Here is an 18,678-nt window from a genome sequence, read left to right as displayed (position 1 = left end):
CCCATATCGAAAGTTGTCATGCAGAGTAAAAAGCCCGACGCGGCAAGACTGGACAAGATCGTGGCCGAAGCGCGCCGCGCCGCCGACCAGCGCGAGAGCGGCTACCGCGAGCGCTCGCTGAAGATGTATCCGTGGGTGTGCGGCCGCTGCACGCGCGAATTTACGCGTGCCAATGTGCAGCAGCTGACGGTGCACCACCGCGACCATAACCATGACAACAATCCGCCGGACGGCAGCAACTGGGAATTGCTGTGCCTGTATTGCCACGACAATGAGCACTCGCGCTACCTGGAAGCGGACCGTGGCGCCGGCCTGCTGTCGGCCGAGGTGGCGCCCGCCACGCACAATCCGTTCGCCGCGCTGGCCGGCCTGATCAAAAAGAAGGACTGAGCGGGCCACCGGCGCCCACTCCATGCGCATCCTGCTGACCCAAGACGATCCGCGGCAAGAAGCCGGGGCGGGCTTTGAGGCGCACCGTGCCCGCATTCAAGGTGACGCGCTGGTTCAACTGGTAGCTGCTGCCTAGGTGCAACATGGTGTAACCGTGGTCGTCGCCCAGGGCGGCCTTGGCGGCGCGCGTGGCGGCCGAGGTGCCCGGATCGCGGAAGCGCTCGCTGCGGTACTCGGCGCTCAGCCAGCCGTTCCACTCGCGCGAGATTTCAGCTCGACGCCGCCCTTGACGGCCCAGCTTGGCGCTGCGTTCCACACGCCCTGCACGGTCTGGGTGCCGAGCTGGCCGGTAGGTCTGGCGGCCCGCGTCCGCGTCGTCGGCTGCGGTGTCGTGCACCTGGGTTGCGTGCAGTTGCCGGGCAAGCCGATAGCGATAAAACGTACAAGTGTCACGCGGAATGCGGTATCTTTCAGCTATGCACAGCCCAGACAAGCACATTCTTCCCGACCTCCCCCCTTTATCGCTGGCTGCCGCGCGCGCCTTGCACCTGGCTGCGCAAGGTTTGCTGCAGGCGCGCCGCAGGAAGGCTGTGAAGGCCGACGTGCTGGCCGCCGTGCGCCAGATGGGCGTGCTGCAAATCGACACCATCCATGTGGTGGCGCGCAGCCCTTATCTGGTGCTGTGGAGCCGGCTGGGCGATTATCCGCAGCCGTGGCTGGAGCAATTGCTGGCCGAGGGTGCGCTATTCGAATACTGGGCGCATGAAGCCTGCTTCGTGCCCATCGAGGATTACGGCTTGTACCGCCACCGCATGCTGGACCCGGCGGCCATGGGCTGGAAATACTCGGTAAAGTGGATGGCCGAGCAGGGCGATGCCGTGGCCGCCGTGCTGGAGCACATCCGCGCCAACGGCGCCGCGCGCTCGGCGGACTTTGAGCGCACGGATGGCCAGGCAGGAGGCTGGTGGAGCTGGAAGCCGGAAAAACGCTCGTTGGAAGTGCTGTTTACGTCGGGGGTGCTGATGATCGCCAAACGCCACAATTTTCAGCGCTATTACGATCTGGCCGAAAGAGTGCTGCCGGGCTGGCACGATGGCTTGCTGTCGCCAGAAGAGCAGGTGCGCCGGCGCCTGCTGCTGGCCAGCGTGAAGGCGCTAGGCCTGGCGCGGGCCAGCTGGATCAGCGATTATTTCCGCACCAAACAATCGCGCGCCAGCCTGGCGCACGATTTGCAGGCGCTGGTGGACGAGGGCGTGTTGCTGCGCTGCTCGGTGGTTGGCTGGGATGATGCCGTGTATGTGCATGCCGAGCATGGCGAATTGATGCGCGCGGCGGCGGCCGGCAAACTGTCGCCCACCTTGACGACGATATTGTCGCCATTCGACCCCGTCGTCTGGGACCGGCGCCGGGCCCTGGAATTGTTCGGCTTTGACTACCGGCTCGAATGCTACACGCCAGCCGAAAAACGCCGGTATGGTTACTTCACTCTGCCGATTTTGCGGCGCGGCGCGCTGGTGGGGCGCCTGGACGCCAAGGCGCACCGCGCGCAGGGGCGCTTCGAGATCAAGTCGCTGGTGCTGGAAGACGGCGTGCGCCTCAGCCCCCGTCTGGTGCAAGACGTGGCCGGCGCCGTGCAGCGCCTGGCGCTCTGGCATGCGTGCCCGGATATTGCTATTGCGCAAGCGCAGCCCGCGCTATTTGGCACGCAGCTGGCCGAAGCCCTGCAGGATGGCCGCGACGCGGTAAGGCGGGTCGCATGATGCTGCCACCAGCCCCGCCCGCGCTGCTCGACGCCGACGGCCAGCCCCGTTTTGGCCGCTACACGGGGCAATTGAATGCATTCGACTGGGCTGCGCTGGCGCCGCCGCACGCGCGCGGCGCCCTTTGGCGCTTGTTCCACCACAAGCGCTGGCATTATGTGGCCCTGTCCACGCCCACCCTGTTCTGCGGCGTGGCCATCGTTGACCTGGGCTGGACCAGCACGGCGTTCGCGTATGCCTTCGACCGCCACAAGGGCAAGATCGTGGCGAGCTTTTCGCAGGATGGCATTCCCGGCCTGTGCGCGTCGGTGGCGCCGCATGCTGCTGCCAGCAGCCGTTTCCGTTTCCTCTCGCAAGTGATCTCCATCGAGGCGCAGCCGCAGCAGCGCTACCGTCTGCAGCTCGATTGCGGTCATTTCGGCATCGATGCGGAATTCGGCCCGCCCGTGGCGCCCACCCTGCTGGCCGTGGGGCCCGTGGGCGAGGGCGGCAGCGTGCATGCGACACAAAAGTCGGGCGGCTTGCCCTTGTGGGGCACGGTGCGCTGCGGCGCCAAGGGCTACAGCCTCGATGACGGCGTGGCCAGTTTCGACTATTCGAACGGCTTGCTGGCGCGCGAGACGGAATGGCGCTGGGCTTCGGCGCACAGCCTGGACCTGGGTTTCAATCTGCAGGCCGGCTATTTTGGCGCGCATGAAAACGCGCTGTGGCTCGACGGCCAGGTGTATCCGCTGGGTCGTGCGCATTTCGACTTCAATCCCGATAACCCGCTGGCGCCATGGCATGTGTGGACGGATGATGATCTGCTGGACCTGCATTTCAAGCCCGAGGGCGCGCGGCGCGAGGATAAAAACCTGTGGGTCGCCGCCAGCCGCTACATCCAGCCCATCGGCACTTTCAGCGGCTGGGTGCGTACCAGCGCGGAAGCTCCCAAGCGCATCGTGGCACAGCTGGCGGGCGTGACGGAAAGCCACCGCTCGCGCTGGTAGGCGCGCACGGATTTTTTGCGAAACGCGCGACAAGGTCAAGTTTTTTTGGCAGCGCATCCTATACACTGGCGCAGCCACTCCGGCAATCCCGCTCCGGCAATCCATGAGGCCAGAACATGAGTATCCGTAATCTCGACAAGCTGTTCAAGCCGGCCTCGGTGGCCCTGATCGGCGCCACGGCGCGCGAGCACAAGCTGGGCGCCATCGCGCTGGCCAACCTGATGGGCGGCGGCTACCAGGGCAAAATCTGGCCTGTCAATCCCAAGTACGACCAGCTGATGGGTTTGAAATGCTACCGCAAGTTGGCGCAACTGCCGAAAGCGCCGGACCTGGCCATCATCTGCACGCCGCCCGCCACCATCACGGCCCTGATCCGCGAACTGGGCGCGCTGGGCACGCGCGCCGCCATCGTCATGACGTCCGGCCTCGACCCCGTGCGCGAGCAGTCGCTGCGCCTGGCCATGCTGAAGGCAGCCAAGCCGCATCTGCTGCGCATCCTGGGGCCCAACAGCATGGGCTTGCTGGTGCCGAAACTGGGGCTGAACGCCAGCTTCGCCCACCTGGGCGCGACCAGCGGCAAGATCGCTTTCGTGTCGCAATCGGGCGCGCTGGTGTCGGGCGTGCTCGATTGGGCCAATGCGCACGGCGTGGGCTTTTCCAAGTTCATTTCGCTCGGTGGCAGCTATGACATCGATTTCGGCGACTTGCTCGACTACCTGGCCGGCGACATCGACACGGCCGCCATCTTGCTGTACATGGAAGACATTCAGGCGGCGCGCAAATTCATGTCGGCGGCGCGGGCGGCCGCGCGCAGCAAGCCGGTCATCGTCTTGAAGGCGGGGCGCGCGCCAGAAGGCGCGGCCGTGGCGGCCTGGCATACGGGCGCGCTGGCCGGTTCCGACGCCGTGTATGACGCGGCCATCCGCCGCGCCGGCATGCTGCGCGTGTATTCGGCCGAGGAACTCTTCGACGCCGTGGAAACCCTCACGCATATCCGCGCCCAGCGCGGCGAGCGCCTGGCGATTTTATGCAATGGCGGGGGACTGGGCGTGATGGCCACCGATGCGCTGGTGGGCAGCGGCGGCAAGCTGGCCGATTTATCGCCCGATACCGTGATCGCCCTGGAAAAGGCCCTGCCACGGGGCTGGTCGCACGACAATCCTGTGGGCTTGCCCGGCGACGCGCCCGTGCAGCGCTATGTCGACGCCATCAAGCCGCTGCTCGACGAGCCGCAGGCGGACGCCTTGCTGCTCCTGCACGCGCCTACGGCCATGGTCTCGTCGATCGACATCGCCGAAGCTGTCACGCCGCTGATCAAGGCCACTTCGCGCACGGTGCTGTCTTGCCTGTTGGGCGGCACCACCGTGGCGCCCGCGCGCCAGGTCTTCAACCAGGCCGGCATTCCCACCTACGACACGCCGGAAAAAGCCGTGCATGGTTTCATGCAGATCGTGCAGTACCGGCGCAATCAGGAAACCCTGATGCAGGTGCCGGCGCAGCTGCCCATGTCGGCCACGCCGCGCCGCGCGCGCGTGCGCGAAATCGTCGCCGCCGCGCTGGCCGCCGGCCAGACGGTGCTGGGCGAATGCCGCTCGAAGGAAATCCTGGCCGCCTACGGCATCCCGGTGGCGATTACGCGCATGGCGGCCGACGTGGAAGAGGCGCTGGCCGTGGCGACGGACATCGGCTACCCGGTGGCGCTGAAAATCCATTCGCCCGACATTGCCCACAAATCCGACGTGGGCGGCGTGGCGCTCGACCTCGACACGCCCGACATCCTGCGCACGGCCGCTGCCGCCATGCTCAAGCGCGTACGCCGCATGCGCCCCGATGCGCTGATCGACGGCTTCACGGTGCAGCAGATGGCGCGCCGGCCGCAATCGCATGAATTGATCGTCGGCGTCACCACGGACGCCGCGTTTGGTCCCGTCATCCTGGTGGGGCAGGGCGGCATCGCCGTGGAAGTGACAGCCGACCATTCCATCGGCCTGCCGCCGCTGAACATGGTGCTGGCGCGCGATATGCTGGCGCGCACGCGCGTGTCGAAACTGCTGGCCGGCTACCGCAACCAGCCGCCGGCCGACATCGACGCCATCTGCTACACCTTGATCCAGGTGGCCGAACTGGTGGCCGATATCGGCGAACTGGCCGAGCTCGACATCAACCCGCTGGTGGCCGACGCCGACGGCGTGATCGCCCTCGACGCGCGCATCCGTTTGCAGCCGGGCCAGAAGAGCGACCGCCTGGCCATCCGCCCGTATCCGCAGGAGCTGGAAGAACAGGTGACGTGGATGGGCCAGTCCATCCTGCTGCGCCCCATACGCCCCGAGGACGCGCCGCAGCACATGGATCTTTTCCACGCGCTGGACCCGGACGACGTGCGCCTGCGCTTCTTCACTTCCATGCGCGAGCTGCCCGTGTCCCAGCTGGCGCGCCTGACGCAGATCGATTACGACCGTGCCATGGCCTTCATCGCCACGCACACGGGCCCGGACGGCAAGCCGGAGACCCTGGGCGTGGTGCGCGCCGTGGCCGATCCGGACAATATCCACGCCGATTTCGCCATCGCCGTGCGTTCGGCCCTGAAAGGCAAGGGCCTGGGCCATATCCTGTTTGAAAAGCTGGTCGACTACTTCCGCAGCCGCGGCACGGAAGCGCTGGTGGGCGAGGCGATGGCGCGCAACAAGGGCATGCAGCGGCTGGTGAAAAGTTTTGGCGGAGAAGTCTCGCCGTCGGAAGAGCCGGGCGTGGTCAACCTGCATATCGGGCTGCGCGCGCCCTGAAAGAAGCCGCTGCGGGTTTGTGCAAGATCAAACCCGCCCCTGTCGCTAGTCTTTACACTTTCACTTCCAGGATGAGACATTCAGCGCGTTTTTGGGAGTGAGTACATGCTTACGGCAACATATATATTGGTTTCCCTGTCGGTGGAACAGGCAAGTATCCGCATGAGTTTGTTGGCATTTCAAAAATACATGCAGATGCAACTGCGCCAGCAAAGCAGGCTGAGCCTGGCGCAATTGCAGTACACGGGCGACTGGCTGAACCGGCTGTACCAGGGGGGCTACTGGCGCAAGGTGGAGATGTATCTGATTCCCGCCATTCGCCAGGCGACGCCGCATGCCGATGGTTTGCTCAACGGTCTGCTCAATGAGCTCAACGGCTTGAACCACGCGGCGCTGGAAAGCATCAATGTGGTGCAGCAGCGCGCAGGTGCCGCCCTCGACAGCTCCGAGCAGCAGGCCGAGCAGCTGTGCGCGGCTATCGACACCTTTTGCGCGGCCTTGTTGCAGCGCCTGGAAAAAGAAGAGCGCGAACTGTTCGCGCTGGCGCGCAAGGTCATCGTGGGCGAAGCGTGGTTTGCCATCGCCTACCAGTTCCTCGCCCATGATGCGCGCGCGCAGGAAGCGCGCCGCGGCAAGGCGCAGGTGCTGCCCTTTGTTTTGCCAGTGCCTTTGCCGGCACCGGATACGCCCGACGGTGCCGCTGAAACCACGGGCATCGCCGGCACCGCCGCCACGGACGCCGTGCCTGCCGTGTCACAGCCGCAGCGCGCGCAGGCTTGAACGGATAGCGAGCGCACACCCCCGTCCGCCCGTTTGCGTCGGCTCCACGCCCTTGATTTTGCGCTGGCGCCAGCTTGGGAGATATGAGCTTGTTAAATATTTAATGTTTATCATTTAGCAACTTGTACAGACCTGTTCGATGCAATACCCGTGGCTTTGTTATGATGGTGGTTTTGATCCACGCGAAACCCGTCATGTTCGAATTTCTTTTCAAGCGTTCTGCCAGCAAGCCTTCCACACCAGACCCTGTCGTGGCAGAACAGGCTGCCGCCTCGGCGCAGAGCGCATCGCGCCGCGCCGAACAGGTTGCGCGTGCCCATGCCGTGGCGGGCGACGAAGCCGCCGCCTTTGAATTCATTGTGTCCAGCGAATTTGCCGATGCCCGTCTGATCGCGGCCGAACACGTCCATGCCTTGCCGCTGCTGGAAAAACTCCACCAGGCCATGCGTAACACGGACCGCCGCGTCGCCAAGCTGATGCAGGGCCGCATCGACCTGATCCGCCACCAAGCGGCGGAAACCCAGCGCGCCCAGGCCAGCATCGATACCGCCCAGCGCCTGTTGAACGATGACAAGCTGAGCCCGAATCAGGTAGCTGAGCTGGACCGCCAATGGCAAGTCATCAAGGCCACGCCCGAACTGGCGACCGCCTTTAGCGCCGCGCGTGCCGCGCTGGCAGCCCGCCTGGAAGCGCAAGTGGTGTTGCAGCGCGCCGTGATCGACGCCGTCGCCGCCGCGCGCGCGCTGGCGAGCAACGGCCAGTCCGCCGGAGAACTGGCGCAAGCGCTGGCCCGCCTGGATGCGGAACATGTGCAGCATGCGCAATCGCCCGAACGCGCTTCGCTGCCGAAACATCTGCAGAGCGATTTTGCGCAGGCGCGCGAGCAGGCGCAGTCCGCCTTGCAAGCCTTGCAGCAGCACCAGGCCGTGTTCGACGTGCGCCAGGCAGCGCTGGCCGAATGGCAGGCGCAGGATGCCGCCACACTCGACGCGGATACCTTGAAGCGCGCTTGGCAAGCCCTGCCGCGTCTGCCCGAATCGCCGCTGTCCGACAGCCTGCAGCAGCAATTTGCAGGCGTGCTGGCCAGCGCCCCGGCGCCGGTCGTCACTGCCGCGGCCGTGGCTACGCCAGCGCATGCCGAAGCGGCGCCGCGCAAGCCGCGCCAGGAGCTCGCTCCCGTGGCGAAAGAGGCGACCGAGCAGTTCTTCAAGGTGCTCGACGCCATGGAAGCGGCGTTGCAGGATGGCTTATTGCACGTCGCTTCCGAGCATGACAAGACTTTGCGCGATAGCAAACACGGTCGCCTGACACCTGTGCAAGCGGATCGCCTGGCCCATGTGCGCGGGCAATTCAAGCAACTGGCCGACTGGGCGCGCTGGGGCGGCAACGTGTCGCGCGAGGAACTGGTCAAGGCGGGCGAGGATTTGCGGGCACAGCAACTGCCAATGGCCGAGCTGGCCAAGAAAGTGGGCAGCCTGCGCGAGCGCTGGAAGTCGCTCGATACCTTGTCCGGCCCCGCGCCCAAGTCCCTGTGGGAGCGTTTCGATGCCGCCTGCAGCCTGGCGTATGCGCCGGCGGCCCAGCATTTCAAGCAACTGGCCGAAGAGCGCCACGGCAATGCGGCCAAGGCCCAGGAATTGATCGCGGAAACGGCAGCCCTGGCGGCCGAAGAGAGTACCGACTGGAAACATGTCGCGTCAAGCTCGCAGCGCCTGCGCCAGGCGTGGACGCGCCTGGGCACCATCGACCGCAAGGAAAAGAAACGCCTGGATACGGAATTCGGCACCGCGCTGGACGCCCTGTCGAAGCCGCTGGACACGCAGCGCCAGATCGAGACGGCGCGGCGCGAACAATTGATCGTCGAAGTAGGCTTGCTCAAGCCGTCCGAGCGCAACACCGTCGACATGCTGAAAGCCTTGCAAGACAAATGGCAGGAGCTGGCGAAAGCCTTGCCGCTGGAACGCCGCGCGGAACAGGCGCTGTGGCAGCGCTTCCGCGCCGCCTGCGACGATATCTTTGCCAAGCGTAAGGAAACGGCCCATGCGGCCGACCACGAGCGCCGCGAACACCTGCATGCGCGCGAGGCGCTGTGCGCCGCGCTGGAAACGGCCGTCGTGCCCGAGGGCGACGACAAGACCCGCAGCGCCTTTATCAATCACTTGCTGCGCGACACGCGTGCCGCCTGGAACGCCACCGGCCCCGTGCCGCGCGCCAGTGAAGCAAAGATCGAGCAGCGCTACCAGGCGGCTGTTGCTGGCGTGCAAGCGCAAGCGGACGCCATCGCCGAGCGCGCCGGTGCGGCCCAAGCCAACGCCCTGCGCGACAAGTTGCGCCTGGTGCAATCGCTGGAAGCCGCACTGGCTGATGGCGACGCCGGTGCGGATGCGGCAGCGTGGAGTGAGCGCTGGAGCGCCTTGCCGCCGCTCGACACACAGTATGAACGCAGCTTGCAGCAGCGCTTTACCGCCGCCCAGGCCGCACTGGGCGAGGGCGGCACCGCCTACGTGCAGCAATTGCAGGCCAACCAGGAGCGCTTGCGCGATGAGGTGTTGCGTCTGGAAATCGTTGCCGGCGTCGACAGTGGTGCCGAATTTGCCCGCGACCGCCTGAAAATGCAGGTGGAAGTGTTGCAATCGTCGCTCAAATCAGGCCAGAAGCCGCTCACGCAAGTATCGCAGCTGATGCAGTTGTGCGCGATAGCCGCCGCCACCGATGCGCGCACTGCCAGCCGCATCGAAACCTTGCTGCGGCGCATCGGAGGCGACGCCAAATGAGCACTTGCGTCCGCGTCCAGCAAGCTGATTTTGACCTCAGTCAAGAAATTGCACAATTGCGTGCAGGCAATCCCAAGGTAGGCGCCGTCGTTGGCTTCGTCGGCACGGTGCGCGACATGAACGAGGGGCTGGACGTGGCGGCCATGGAGCTCGAGCACTATCCGGGCATGACGGAAAAGTCCATCGAGGCCATCGTCGAGCAGGCGCGGGGCCGCTGGCCCCTGTCCGGCGCGCTGGTGATCCACCGCGTGGGGCCATTGCTGCCGCAGGAGCAGATCGTGCTGGTGGCGGTCTCGTCCGCCCATCGGGGCGAGGCCTTTGCCGCCTGCGAGTTCATCATCGATTACCTGAAGACGGAAGCGCCGTTCTGGAAGAAGGAAGATACGCCGGAAGGCGCGCGCTGGGTCGATGCGCGCGACAGCGACGAGACGGCGCTGGACAAATGGACGGCAAAAGCAAGCGCCATTTGAATCGTGTCTGCCGCGCACGCTAGCATTTGCCCAAGTGCAGCGGTTTTCTGCTTTGTGTATGCTTGAAAAGTACTGCCTCACCCCAATTTGATTAGCAACTAATTAACCGGGAGCGCTTTTCATGCGACAAGACAAACTCACTACCAAATTACAGGAAGCCCTGGCCGATGCGCAAAGCTTAGCCGTGGGCAACGACAACCCCTATATCGAACCAGTCCACCTGCTGACGGCCCTGTTGAACCAGGACGACGGCGGCGCCCGTTCGCTCTTGCAGCGGGCCGGCGTCAACGTGGGCGGCCTGTCCAAGGCCCTGGGCGCCTCGATCGAACGCTTGCCGAAAGTGTCGGGCACGGGCGGCGACGTGCAGGTCAGCCGCGAATTCGTGGCCCTGCTGAACCTGGCCGACAAGGAATCGCAAAAGGCGGGCGACCAGTTCGTGTCCAGCGAAATGGTCTTGTTGGCCATGACGGACGACAAGTCCGACTGCGGCAAGCTGGCGCGCGAAAACGGCCTGACCCGCAAGGCCCTGGAAGCGGCCATCGACGCCGTGCGCGGCGGCAACAAGGTCGATTCGCAAGAGGCCGAAGGCCAGCGCGAAGCACTGAAAAAATACACGCTGGACCTGACGGAACGGGCGCGCAAGGGTAAGCTCGACCCTGTGATCGGGCGCGACGATGAAATCCGCCGCACCATCCAGATCTTGCAGCGCCGCAGCAAGAACAACCCCGTGCTGATCGGCGAACCGGGCGTGGGCAAGACGGCTATCGTCGAAGGCTTGGCGCAGCGCATCGTCAATGGCGAAGTGCCGGAGTCCTTGAAAGGCAAGCGCGTACTGTCGCTGGACATGGCCGCCTTGCTGGCCGGCGCGAAATTCCGCGGTGAATTCGAGGAGCGCCTGAAATCCGTGCTGAAGGAACTGGCCATGGATGAAGGGCAAACCATCGTCTTCATCGACGAGATGCACACCATGGTGGGCGCGGGCAAGGCCGAAGGCGCAATGGATGCCGGCAATATGCTGAAACCGGCGCTGGCGCGCGGCGAGCTCCATTGCGTGGGCGCCACCACCCTTGACGAGTACCGCAAGTACATCGAAAAGGATGCCGCGCTGGAACGCCGCTTCCAGAAAGTCCTGGTCGACGAGCCGACCGTGGAGGCGACCATCGCCATCCTGCGCGGTTTGCAGGATAAATACGCGCTGCACCACAAGGTGGAAATCACGGACGCGGCCATCATCGCCGCTGCCGAGTTGTCGCACCGCTACATCACGGACCGCTTCCTGCCCGACAAGGCGATCGACTTGATCGATGAAGCGGCGGCGAAGATCAAGATCGAGATCGATTCGAAGCCGGAAGTGATGGACAAACTGGAACGCCGTTTGATCCAGCTGAAGATTGAGCGCGAAGCCGTCAAGAAGGAAAAAGACGAAGCGTCCTTGCGCCGCCTGGGCTTGATCGAGGAAGAGATCGTCAAGCTGCAGCGTGAATATAACGACTTCGAGGAAATCCTGAAGGCGGAAAAAGCCGTAGTGCAGGGCAGTACGCACATCAAGGAAGAGATCGAGCAAGTCAAGCTGCAGATGGAGCAGGCCACGCGCGAGAGCAACTGGCAGAAAGTATCGGAATTGCAATACGGCAAGCTGCCGCAGCTGGAAGCCCAGCTCAAGCAGGCTGACAGCGGCATACCGAAACGCGATCCCGACCAGCCGAAATTGCTGCGCACGGAAGTGGGCGCCGAGGAAATCGCCGAAGTGGTGTCGCGCGCGACGGGCATACCCGTGTCGCGCATGATGCAAGGCGAACGCGACAAGCTGCTGCACATCGAAGAGAAGCTGCATGAGCGCGTCGTGGGCCAGGATGAAGCGATCACGGCCGTGGCTGACGCCATTCGCCGCTCGCGCGCCGGCTTGAGCGATCCGAACCGTCCTTATGGTTCTTTCATGTTCCTGGGACCGACGGGCGTGGGCAAGACGGAGCTGAGCAAGGCGCTGGCGACTTTCCTGTTCGATACGGAAGAATCGATGATCCGCATCGACATGAGCGAGTTCATGGAGAAGCATTCCGTGGCCCGATTGATTGGCGCGCCGCCCGGCTATGTGGGTTACGACGAGGGCGGCTACTTGACGGAAGCCGTGCGCCGCAAGCCGTACAGCGTGATCCTGCTCGACGAAGTGGAAAAGGCGCATGCCGACGTCTTCAACGTGCTGCTGCAAGTGCTCGACGATGGACGCATGACGGATGGCCAGGGCCGCACGGTGGACTTCAAGAATACTGTCATCATCATGACCTCGAACCTGGGTTCGCATAAGATCCAGGCCATGGAAAGCGATGATCCCGGTGTCGTGAAGCTGGCCGTGATGGCCGAGGTACGCTCGCACTTCCGTCCCGAATTCGTCAACCGCATCGATGAAATCGTCGTGTTCCACGGACTCGACGAGAAAAACATCGGCGCGATCGCGAAGATCCAGCTGAAGATCCTCGAAGAACGCCTGGCGCGCATGGACATGCAGCTGAGCTTGACGGACGCGGCCTTGCAGCAAATCGCCGAAGCGGGCTACGACCCGGTGTATGGCGCCCGTCCTTTGAAACGGGCAATCCAGCAGCAGATCGAAAATCCGCTGTCGAAGCTGATCCTGGAAGGCAAGTTTGGCCCGAAAGACGAGATCCGCATCGACGCCCGGAACGGCAACCTCGTATTCACGGGCGCGCAGGTGGGGCTGGATAAGGTGTAATGTTGGCAGGTCAATCCCTGCTGGATTGGAAGCTACCCCATTGGGGTAGCTTCCCCCGTCGGGTCTGACCCCAGTTTTTCGGCATGTGCAGTGAGGAGGATTTACAACGCCTAGCAAAACCGTAGCGAGCGGCAGTGAGTTGTGGCAGAGAAGCGCAACCGTACTTTAGTACGGTGAGCATCGCAGGCCGCAAATCGCGACGCGCAGTAGGTTTTGATAGGCGTCCTTAGGCAGGGCGGTATCAGGCTGGACCTGATGCCGCCCTTCTTGCTATCATCGTCACTATTTTCTGATTCTTCTGGAGGCGGTACGATGGCAAACACATGGCAAGCAGGGCGGCGCATTGGAGTGGGATTGACCTTGGCGGCGGCCATGTTGGCCTTGCCTGCCCAGGCTCAGGCTCAGGAAGAAAAAGTACTGAATATCTATAACTGGTCGGACTATATCGGCGACGATACGATCAAGAATTTTGAGAAGGAAACGGGCATCAAGGTACGCTACGACGTTTTCGACAATAACGAAATCCTCAATGCGAAACTGGTGGCGGGCAAGTCCGGCTACGATATCGTCGTGCCGACGGCCCAGTGGGCGCGCCTGCAGATCGACGCGGGCCTGCTGCGCAAACTCGACAAGAGCAAGCTGACGAATCTGGGCAACCTGGACCCCAACCTGCAAGCCAAGCTGGCGAAGATCGACCCGAACAACGATTACCTGGTCGACTGGCTGTGGGGCTACACGACGGTCGGCATCAACGTCAACAAGGTCAAGGCTGCGCTGGGCGCCATGCCCATGCCCGACAATGCCTGGGACCTGGTCTTCGACCCGAAATATGCAGCGAAGCTGAAGTCGTGCGGCGTGTCTTTCCTCGACTCGCCGTCGGAAGTGCTGCCGGCCGCCCTGCAATATCTGGGCAAGCCCGCGTACTCGAAAACGGCCGGCGACTACCAGGAAGCGGGCAAGGTGCTGCAAGCCATCCGCCCCTACGTGACCCTGTTCAGCTCGTCAGGCTACATCAATGACATGGCCAACGGTGCCGTCTGCGTCGCGCTGGGTTGGTCGGGCGACATCAATATCGCGCGCCAGCGCGCCATCGACGCGAAAAACGGCAATGTGATCCAGGTGTTGGTGCCGAAGACGGCCGCCCTGATGTTCGACACCATGGCTATCCCCGCCGACGCGCCGCACCCGAACAATGCGCACCTGTTCATCAACTATATCCTGCGTCCGCAAGTGCATGCCAGCCTGAGCAACAAGGTCTTCTACGCGAATCCGAATCCGGCCAGCATCAAGTATGTACGCAAGGACATTGGCGAGAACAAGGCCATTTTCCTGTCGGATGCCGACAAGCAGCGCATGGCCGCGCCGGAAGCGACCACGGCCGATATCCGTCGATTGATGACGCGTATCTATACGAAGTTCAAAACGGGAGTGTAAGCCTGGAGTGTAAAAACAACGATGGCGCGAGAGACGGGCTTGGTAGCCGTCGCTGGCGCCATGCGATATTGCCGAGGTGAACACTACTCGTGGTAGCGGTCCATCAGCTTATGGTGACTGCCGCGCATTTCTTCGATCAGTTCAAAGGCGACGAAGCCGATGATGGCGGCGAAGATGGCGATGAAGAGAAAAACGAGGAAGGTTAACATGGTCTTTCAGCCGCCGTTGGACGGCTGTCCGCTGGGTTGCTCAATGTGCCAGAGCAGCGCTCCGACACGTAGTTGATGCAATTAAACTCTAGCAGATCGGCCGCGCTTTACAAGGCTGTCGAGTTGTAATTTCTACTAGTATTTGTCCCTGCGCACTTTTTTGCGCATTTCCCTTATTTCACTACCCTTATTTCACCACAAGGTCATGCGCCATCACGGCTTTCAAATAGACGCTGATCGGGTCGCCCGGTTCGCGTTGCGAGAACCTGTCCATTCTTGCGCTGGCCTTGCGCATTTCCCTGCTTGACTACCGTTATTTCACCACCAGGTCATGCGCCATCACGGCCTTTAAATAGACGCTGATCGGGTCGCCTAATTCTCGCTGCGAAAACCACCACGCGCTGGCCTTGCGCATTTCCCATTCCTGCTCCTCGCCCGTCAGCAGCAGGGCCGCCGCCTGTCCCAGCGTGGGCTGGTGGCCGACGATGAGCACGGTTTCCTTGCCGCCGGGCCAGTTGGCCGCCTTCAGGACGTCTTCCGCCTCGGCGCCAGGCGCCAGTTCCGGCATCAGCTTGAACTTGCGCCCCAGCGCTTCCGCCGTTTGCAAGGTGCGCAGGGCGGGGCTGACGAGGATGCGGCAATTTTCCGGTAGTTGCGAAGCCAGCCATTCGCCCATGCGGCGCGCCTGTTTCTGGCCTTTGACGGTCAGGGCGCGTTCGAGGTCGGGCAGGCCCGGCTCCGCTTCTGCGTGTCGCCACAAGATGAGATCCATGCTGTACTCCTGTGTGTAGAATTGCCTAATCGCCGACCTCCGCGCCCGGCGTGCCCAGTGCGTGCATCAAATACTGCTGGGCGCTGAACGGCGTTTGCTTGCCGCGCGGCTTGCGGCGCGCGTAGTGGCCTGTCGGCTCCAGTTCCCATGCATTCGTATTATCCTTCAAATACGGATTCAGGCCCTCGGCGATCACGCGCCGCTTCAACGCCCGGTCCAGCACGGGGAAGGCCACTTCTACGCGGCGGAACAGGTTGCGGCTCATCCAGTCGGCGCTGGCCAGGTAGACATCGTGTGCCAGGTCGTTGCGGAAGTAATAAATGCGACTGTGCTCAAGGAAACGGCCGATCACGGAGCGCACCTTGATGTTTTCCGACAGACCAGGCACGCCCGGCTTCAGGGTGCAGGCGCCGCGCACGATCAGGTCGATCTTCACGCCATCGGTCGAGGCCGCATACAGGGCGCGGATCACGGATTCATCGACCAGCGCGTTGACTTTAACGATGATGCGCCCGCGCCGGCCCGAGCGGGCGATCTTCGCCTCGTTGCGGATGGCCTTGATGATTTCGCTTTGCAGGCCGAACGGCGCCAGCCACAGGTGGTTCAGGTTGTGCGGTTTGGTCAGGCTGGTCAGGTGGATGAAGACTTCGTTCACTTCCACGGCCAGGTCCTGGTTCGCCGTCAGCAGGCCGAAGTCGGTGTACAGCTTGGTGGTGGTGGGGTGATAGTTGCCGGTGCCCAAGTGGGCATAGAAGCGCAGCGCGCCTTCTTCGCGGCGGATGACGAGCGCCACCTTGGCATGGGTTTTCAGGCCCACCACTCCGTACACGACTTGCGCGCCGGCCTGCTCCAGCTTGTCGGCCCAGTTGATATTGGCTTCCTCGTCAAAGCGTGCCATCAATTCCACGATGACGGTCACTTCCTTGCCCAACTTCGCCGCCGTAATGAGTGACTCCATCAAGTCCGAGTTCATGCCTGTGCGGTAGATTGTCTGCTTGATGGCGACGACGGACGGATCGTAGGCGGCGCTGCGCACGAAGTCGATCACCGTCTGGAACGACTGGTAGGGGTGGTGCAGCAGGATGTCGTGCTTGTTGAGCGCGGCAAAGATGTCGTTGCCGATGGCTTTATGCGCGAGGCCGGGGAAGAAGGGGGGGAAGCGCAGCTCGGGCTGCTTGACGTGGTCGATCATTTCCGACAGGCGCACCAGGTTCACGGGGCCGTTGACGCGGTACAGCCGGCTTTGATCGAGGCTGAACTGGTCGAGCAGGAACTGTGACAGTTCTGGCGGGCAATTGCGCGCCACTTCCAGGCGCACAGAGGTGCCGAATTGGCGCCCCACCAGTTCGCCCTTCAAGGCCTGGCGCAAGTTCTTGACTTCGTCTTCATCGACCCACAGGTCGCTGTCGCGCGTGACCCGGAACTGCGAGTAGGCAATCACCTCGCGCCCGGCGAACAAGTCCGAGATGTGTGCATGGATGACGGACGACAATAAGCAAAAGGACACGCCATCGCCGGATATCTCATCCGGCAACTTGATGACACGCGGCAAGACGCGGGGCGCCTTGACGATGGCGATCGCCGTGCCGCGCCCGAACGCATCCTTGCCGCTCAGCGAAACGATGAAATTGAGGCTTTTATTGACCACTTGCGGGAACGGGTGGGCCGGATCGAGGCCGATGGGCGTGAGCAGGGGGCGTACTTCGCGGTCGAAATATTGCTTGACCCAGGCGCGCTGAGCCTCGTTGCGGTCGCTGTCGCGCAGCAAATGCACGCCCGCTTCGCGCAGGGCTGGCAAGACGTCGCTATTTAATATCTCGTACTGGCGTTCCACCAGCGCATGGCATTCCTTGCCGATGCGCTCCAGGTTGGCCGCCAGGGCAGGGTGGCCCGCCAGCGAACCGCCGATGCTGCCGGCCGCTAGCAGGCTGGCCACGCGCACCTCGAAGAACTCATCCATGTTGCTGCTGACGATGCACAGGTAGCGCAGGCGCTCGAGCAGCGGAATGTTCGGGTCTTCCGCCTGGGCCATCACGCGCCGGTTGAAAGTCAGTTGCGACAGTTCGCGGTCCAGCAGGATGCCCGATTTGGTCACTTCCATGTGCATTTCAGGTTTCATATTCTTTTGTCTTTGCAGATAGTTAATTCTAGCCGTATTTCATCATGTATGACGCGTTGTGAGTGTAATCATGAAATATGACGTAAGCGTGACATAAGCTGTCATAAAGCGTCGCCGGTCCTGTCATTTTTCGCGCCGAAAAGGGCATTCCTCGGGGCGTAGTCAATTATTTCATGAATTTTTAGCTATGTCATAAAGCTGTCATATTCGCTTGTTAGACTGCGCAGCATTCAACCGGGACTTTGAGCCCTAACAACCCTGAGGACTTGATATGCAAATGAAGCAAATGTTCAAATTTATCGTCGTGGGTGCTTCGGCAGCGATGGCATTTTCTTCCGCTTCCGTCATGGCGGCAGATATGACAGGTGCTGGTGCTACCTTCCCGTACCCGATCTACGCCAAATGGGCCGAGACGTACAAAGCCAACACCGGCAACGGCCTGAACTACCAGTCCGTCGGTTCCGGCGCTGGCATCAAGCAAATCAAGGCCAAGACTGTTGAATTCGGCGCCTCGGACATGCCTTTGAAGGCAGAAGAGCTGGAAGAAGCGGGCCTGATGCAGTTCCCTGCCATCATGGGCGGCGTGGTCACCATCGTCAACCTGGACGGCGTGACCCCAGGCCAGTTGAAAATGACGGGTAAAGTCGTTGGCGACATCTACCTGGGCAAGATCACCAAGTGGAGCGCGCCTGAGATCGCCGCACTGAACAGTGGCGTCAAGCTGCCAGACACGGAAATCACCGTGGTGCATCGCGCCGACGGTTCGGGCACGTCCTTCCTGTTCACCGACTTCCTGTCGAAAACCAACCCGGAATTCAAATCGAAAATCGGTGCTGGCTCGGCTGTGAAATGGGCCGTGGGCGTGGGCGGCAAGGGTAACGAAGGCGTCGCCGCCAACGTACAGCGCATCAAGGGTTCGATCGGCTACGTCGAGTGGGCTTACGCCAAGAAAAACAAGATGTCGCATACCCAGCTGCAAAACAAGGACGGCAACTTCCTGCAGCCTGACGACGAAAATTTCAAGGCAGCAGCCGCTTCGGCACCTTGGACGCAAACCCCAGGCTTCGGCGTGGTCCTGACCGACCAGGCTGGCAAGAACAGCTGGCCTATCACCGGCGTGTCGTTCATCCTGATGCACAAAGTCCAGGCTGACGCAGGCAAGGCAAAAGAAGTCCTGAAATTCTTCGACTGGGCCTACAAAAACGGTGGCGCCGCTGCCGTTGAACTGGACTACGTGCCGATGCCGGCATCGGTCGTGAAACTGGTGCAAGAGTCGTGGAAAGCCAATTTGAAAGACGCATCGGGCAAAGCAATTTACTAATCCGATAGTCTGAATACTTAAGTACTGATCCTTGTCCCTCCGCCAGCAGCACGGCGGGGCAGGGAGTTAGCCAGGACCGCCCGCCAGCCCTTGCAGGCGGTCCCGGCTAAAAAAGCAAGATAAAACAAGAGTTCAAAACAGCAATACCG

At 62.5% G+C, this 18,678-nt stretch carries 14 protein-coding genes; 10 read left to right on the top strand and 4 right to left on the bottom strand.

Annotated elements, in window-relative coordinates; all coding sequences use genetic code 11:
* The first annotated feature begins 18 nt into the window (after window positions 1-18).
* Window positions 19-390, top strand: a complete 372-nt coding sequence (locus tag ACQ4W7_RS21370) for a YajD family HNH nuclease (protein WP_010396763.1) — start codon at window positions 19-21, stop codon at window positions 388-390.
* Here ACQ4W7_RS21370 and ACQ4W7_RS21365 read toward each other — a convergent pair.
* Window positions 374-787 (bottom strand): hypothetical protein, encoded by a 414-nt coding sequence (locus ACQ4W7_RS21365; protein WP_426072280.1) that lies wholly within the window; start codon window positions 785-787, stop codon window positions 374-376. The two genes, ACQ4W7_RS21370 and ACQ4W7_RS21365, sit on opposite strands and share 17 nt — an antisense overlap.
* A gap of 79 nt (window positions 788-866) precedes the next feature.
* On the opposite strand from ACQ4W7_RS21365, the gene ACQ4W7_RS21360 reads away from it, so the two are divergent.
* From ACQ4W7_RS21360 to ACQ4W7_RS21325, 8 genes are all read left to right on the top strand, one after another.
* Window positions 867-2,150, top strand: coding sequence for a winged helix-turn-helix domain-containing protein (locus tag ACQ4W7_RS21360; protein WP_436533062.1), 1,284 nt, complete (start codon window positions 867-869; stop codon window positions 2,148-2,150).
* Window positions 2,147-3,139 carry a DUF2804 domain-containing protein gene (locus ACQ4W7_RS21355; RefSeq protein WP_436533060.1) on the top strand — a complete coding sequence of 331 codons (993 nt, stop codon included), beginning with the start codon at window positions 2,147-2,149 and terminating at the stop codon, window positions 3,137-3,139. Before ACQ4W7_RS21360 ends, ACQ4W7_RS21355 begins: the two co-directional genes overlap by 4 nt.
* Window positions 3,140-3,255: 116 nt before the next feature.
* On the top strand, window positions 3,256-5,922 hold the full coding sequence (locus ACQ4W7_RS21350) for a bifunctional acetate--CoA ligase family protein/GNAT family N-acetyltransferase (protein WP_436533058.1): 2,667 nt from the start codon (window positions 3,256-3,258) through the stop codon (window positions 5,920-5,922).
* A 162-nt stretch (window positions 5,923-6,084) separates the two neighbouring features.
* Window positions 6,085-6,702 carry a hypothetical protein gene (locus ACQ4W7_RS21345; protein ID WP_426072276.1) on the top strand — a complete coding sequence of 206 codons (618 nt, stop codon included), beginning with the start codon at window positions 6,085-6,087 and terminating at the stop codon, window positions 6,700-6,702.
* A gap of 194 nt (window positions 6,703-6,896) precedes the next feature.
* A complete protein-coding gene (locus tag ACQ4W7_RS21340) occupies window positions 6,897-9,476 on the top strand; it encodes a DUF349 domain-containing protein (RefSeq protein WP_436533056.1) in 2,580 nt (859 codons plus the stop codon).
* Window positions 9,473-9,946: a molybdopterin synthase catalytic subunit MoaE gene (moaE, locus tag ACQ4W7_RS21335; protein WP_436533054.1), complete on the top strand. Its 474-nt coding sequence runs from the start codon at window positions 9,473-9,475 to the stop codon at window positions 9,944-9,946. The genes ACQ4W7_RS21340 and moaE overlap by 4 nt, the downstream gene beginning before the upstream one ends.
* Window positions 9,947-10,067: 121 nt before the next feature.
* Entirely contained in the window at window positions 10,068-12,674 is a 2,607-nt protein-coding gene (clpB, locus tag ACQ4W7_RS21330) for an ATP-dependent chaperone ClpB (RefSeq protein ID WP_426072273.1), read from the top strand.
* A gap of 312 nt (window positions 12,675-12,986) precedes the next feature.
* Window positions 12,987-14,108, top strand: coding sequence for a polyamine ABC transporter substrate-binding protein (locus ACQ4W7_RS21325; RefSeq protein ID WP_436533051.1), 1,122 nt, complete (start codon window positions 12,987-12,989; stop codon window positions 14,106-14,108).
* A gap of 83 nt (window positions 14,109-14,191) precedes the next feature.
* Here ACQ4W7_RS21325 and ACQ4W7_RS21320 read toward each other — a convergent pair whose 3' ends face one another.
* From ACQ4W7_RS21320 to ppk1, 3 genes are all read right to left on the bottom strand, one after another.
* On the bottom strand, window positions 14,192-14,317 hold the full coding sequence (locus ACQ4W7_RS21320; protein WP_254926692.1) for a hypothetical protein: 126 nt from the start codon (window positions 14,315-14,317) through the stop codon (window positions 14,192-14,194).
* Between the two features lie 313 nt (window positions 14,318-14,630).
* Entirely contained in the window at window positions 14,631-15,089 is a 459-nt protein-coding gene (gene sixA, locus ACQ4W7_RS21315) for a phosphohistidine phosphatase SixA (RefSeq protein ID WP_426072271.1), read from the bottom strand.
* A gap of 25 nt (window positions 15,090-15,114) precedes the next feature.
* Window positions 15,115-17,208, bottom strand: coding sequence for a polyphosphate kinase 1 (gene ppk1, locus ACQ4W7_RS21310; protein WP_426072270.1), 2,094 nt, complete (start codon window positions 17,206-17,208; stop codon window positions 15,115-15,117).
* Between the two features lie 271 nt (window positions 17,209-17,479).
* Here ppk1 and pstS point away from each other — a divergent pair, with 271 nt between their 5' ends.
* Complete coding sequence (gene pstS / locus ACQ4W7_RS21305) at window positions 17,480-18,529, top strand: phosphate ABC transporter substrate-binding protein PstS (protein WP_426072269.1); 1,050 nt, start codon at window positions 17,480-17,482, stop codon at window positions 18,527-18,529.
* Window positions 18,530-18,678: the final 149 nt, after the last annotated feature.

The organism is Janthinobacterium algoris, assembly GCF_051380935.1.
In the GTDB taxonomy this organism is placed as follows: domain Bacteria; phylum Pseudomonadota; class Gammaproteobacteria; order Burkholderiales; family Burkholderiaceae_D; genus Janthinobacterium.
The sequence above is the reverse complement of the archived record's forward strand: the minus strand, read 5'-3'. Positions and strand labels throughout refer to the sequence as shown.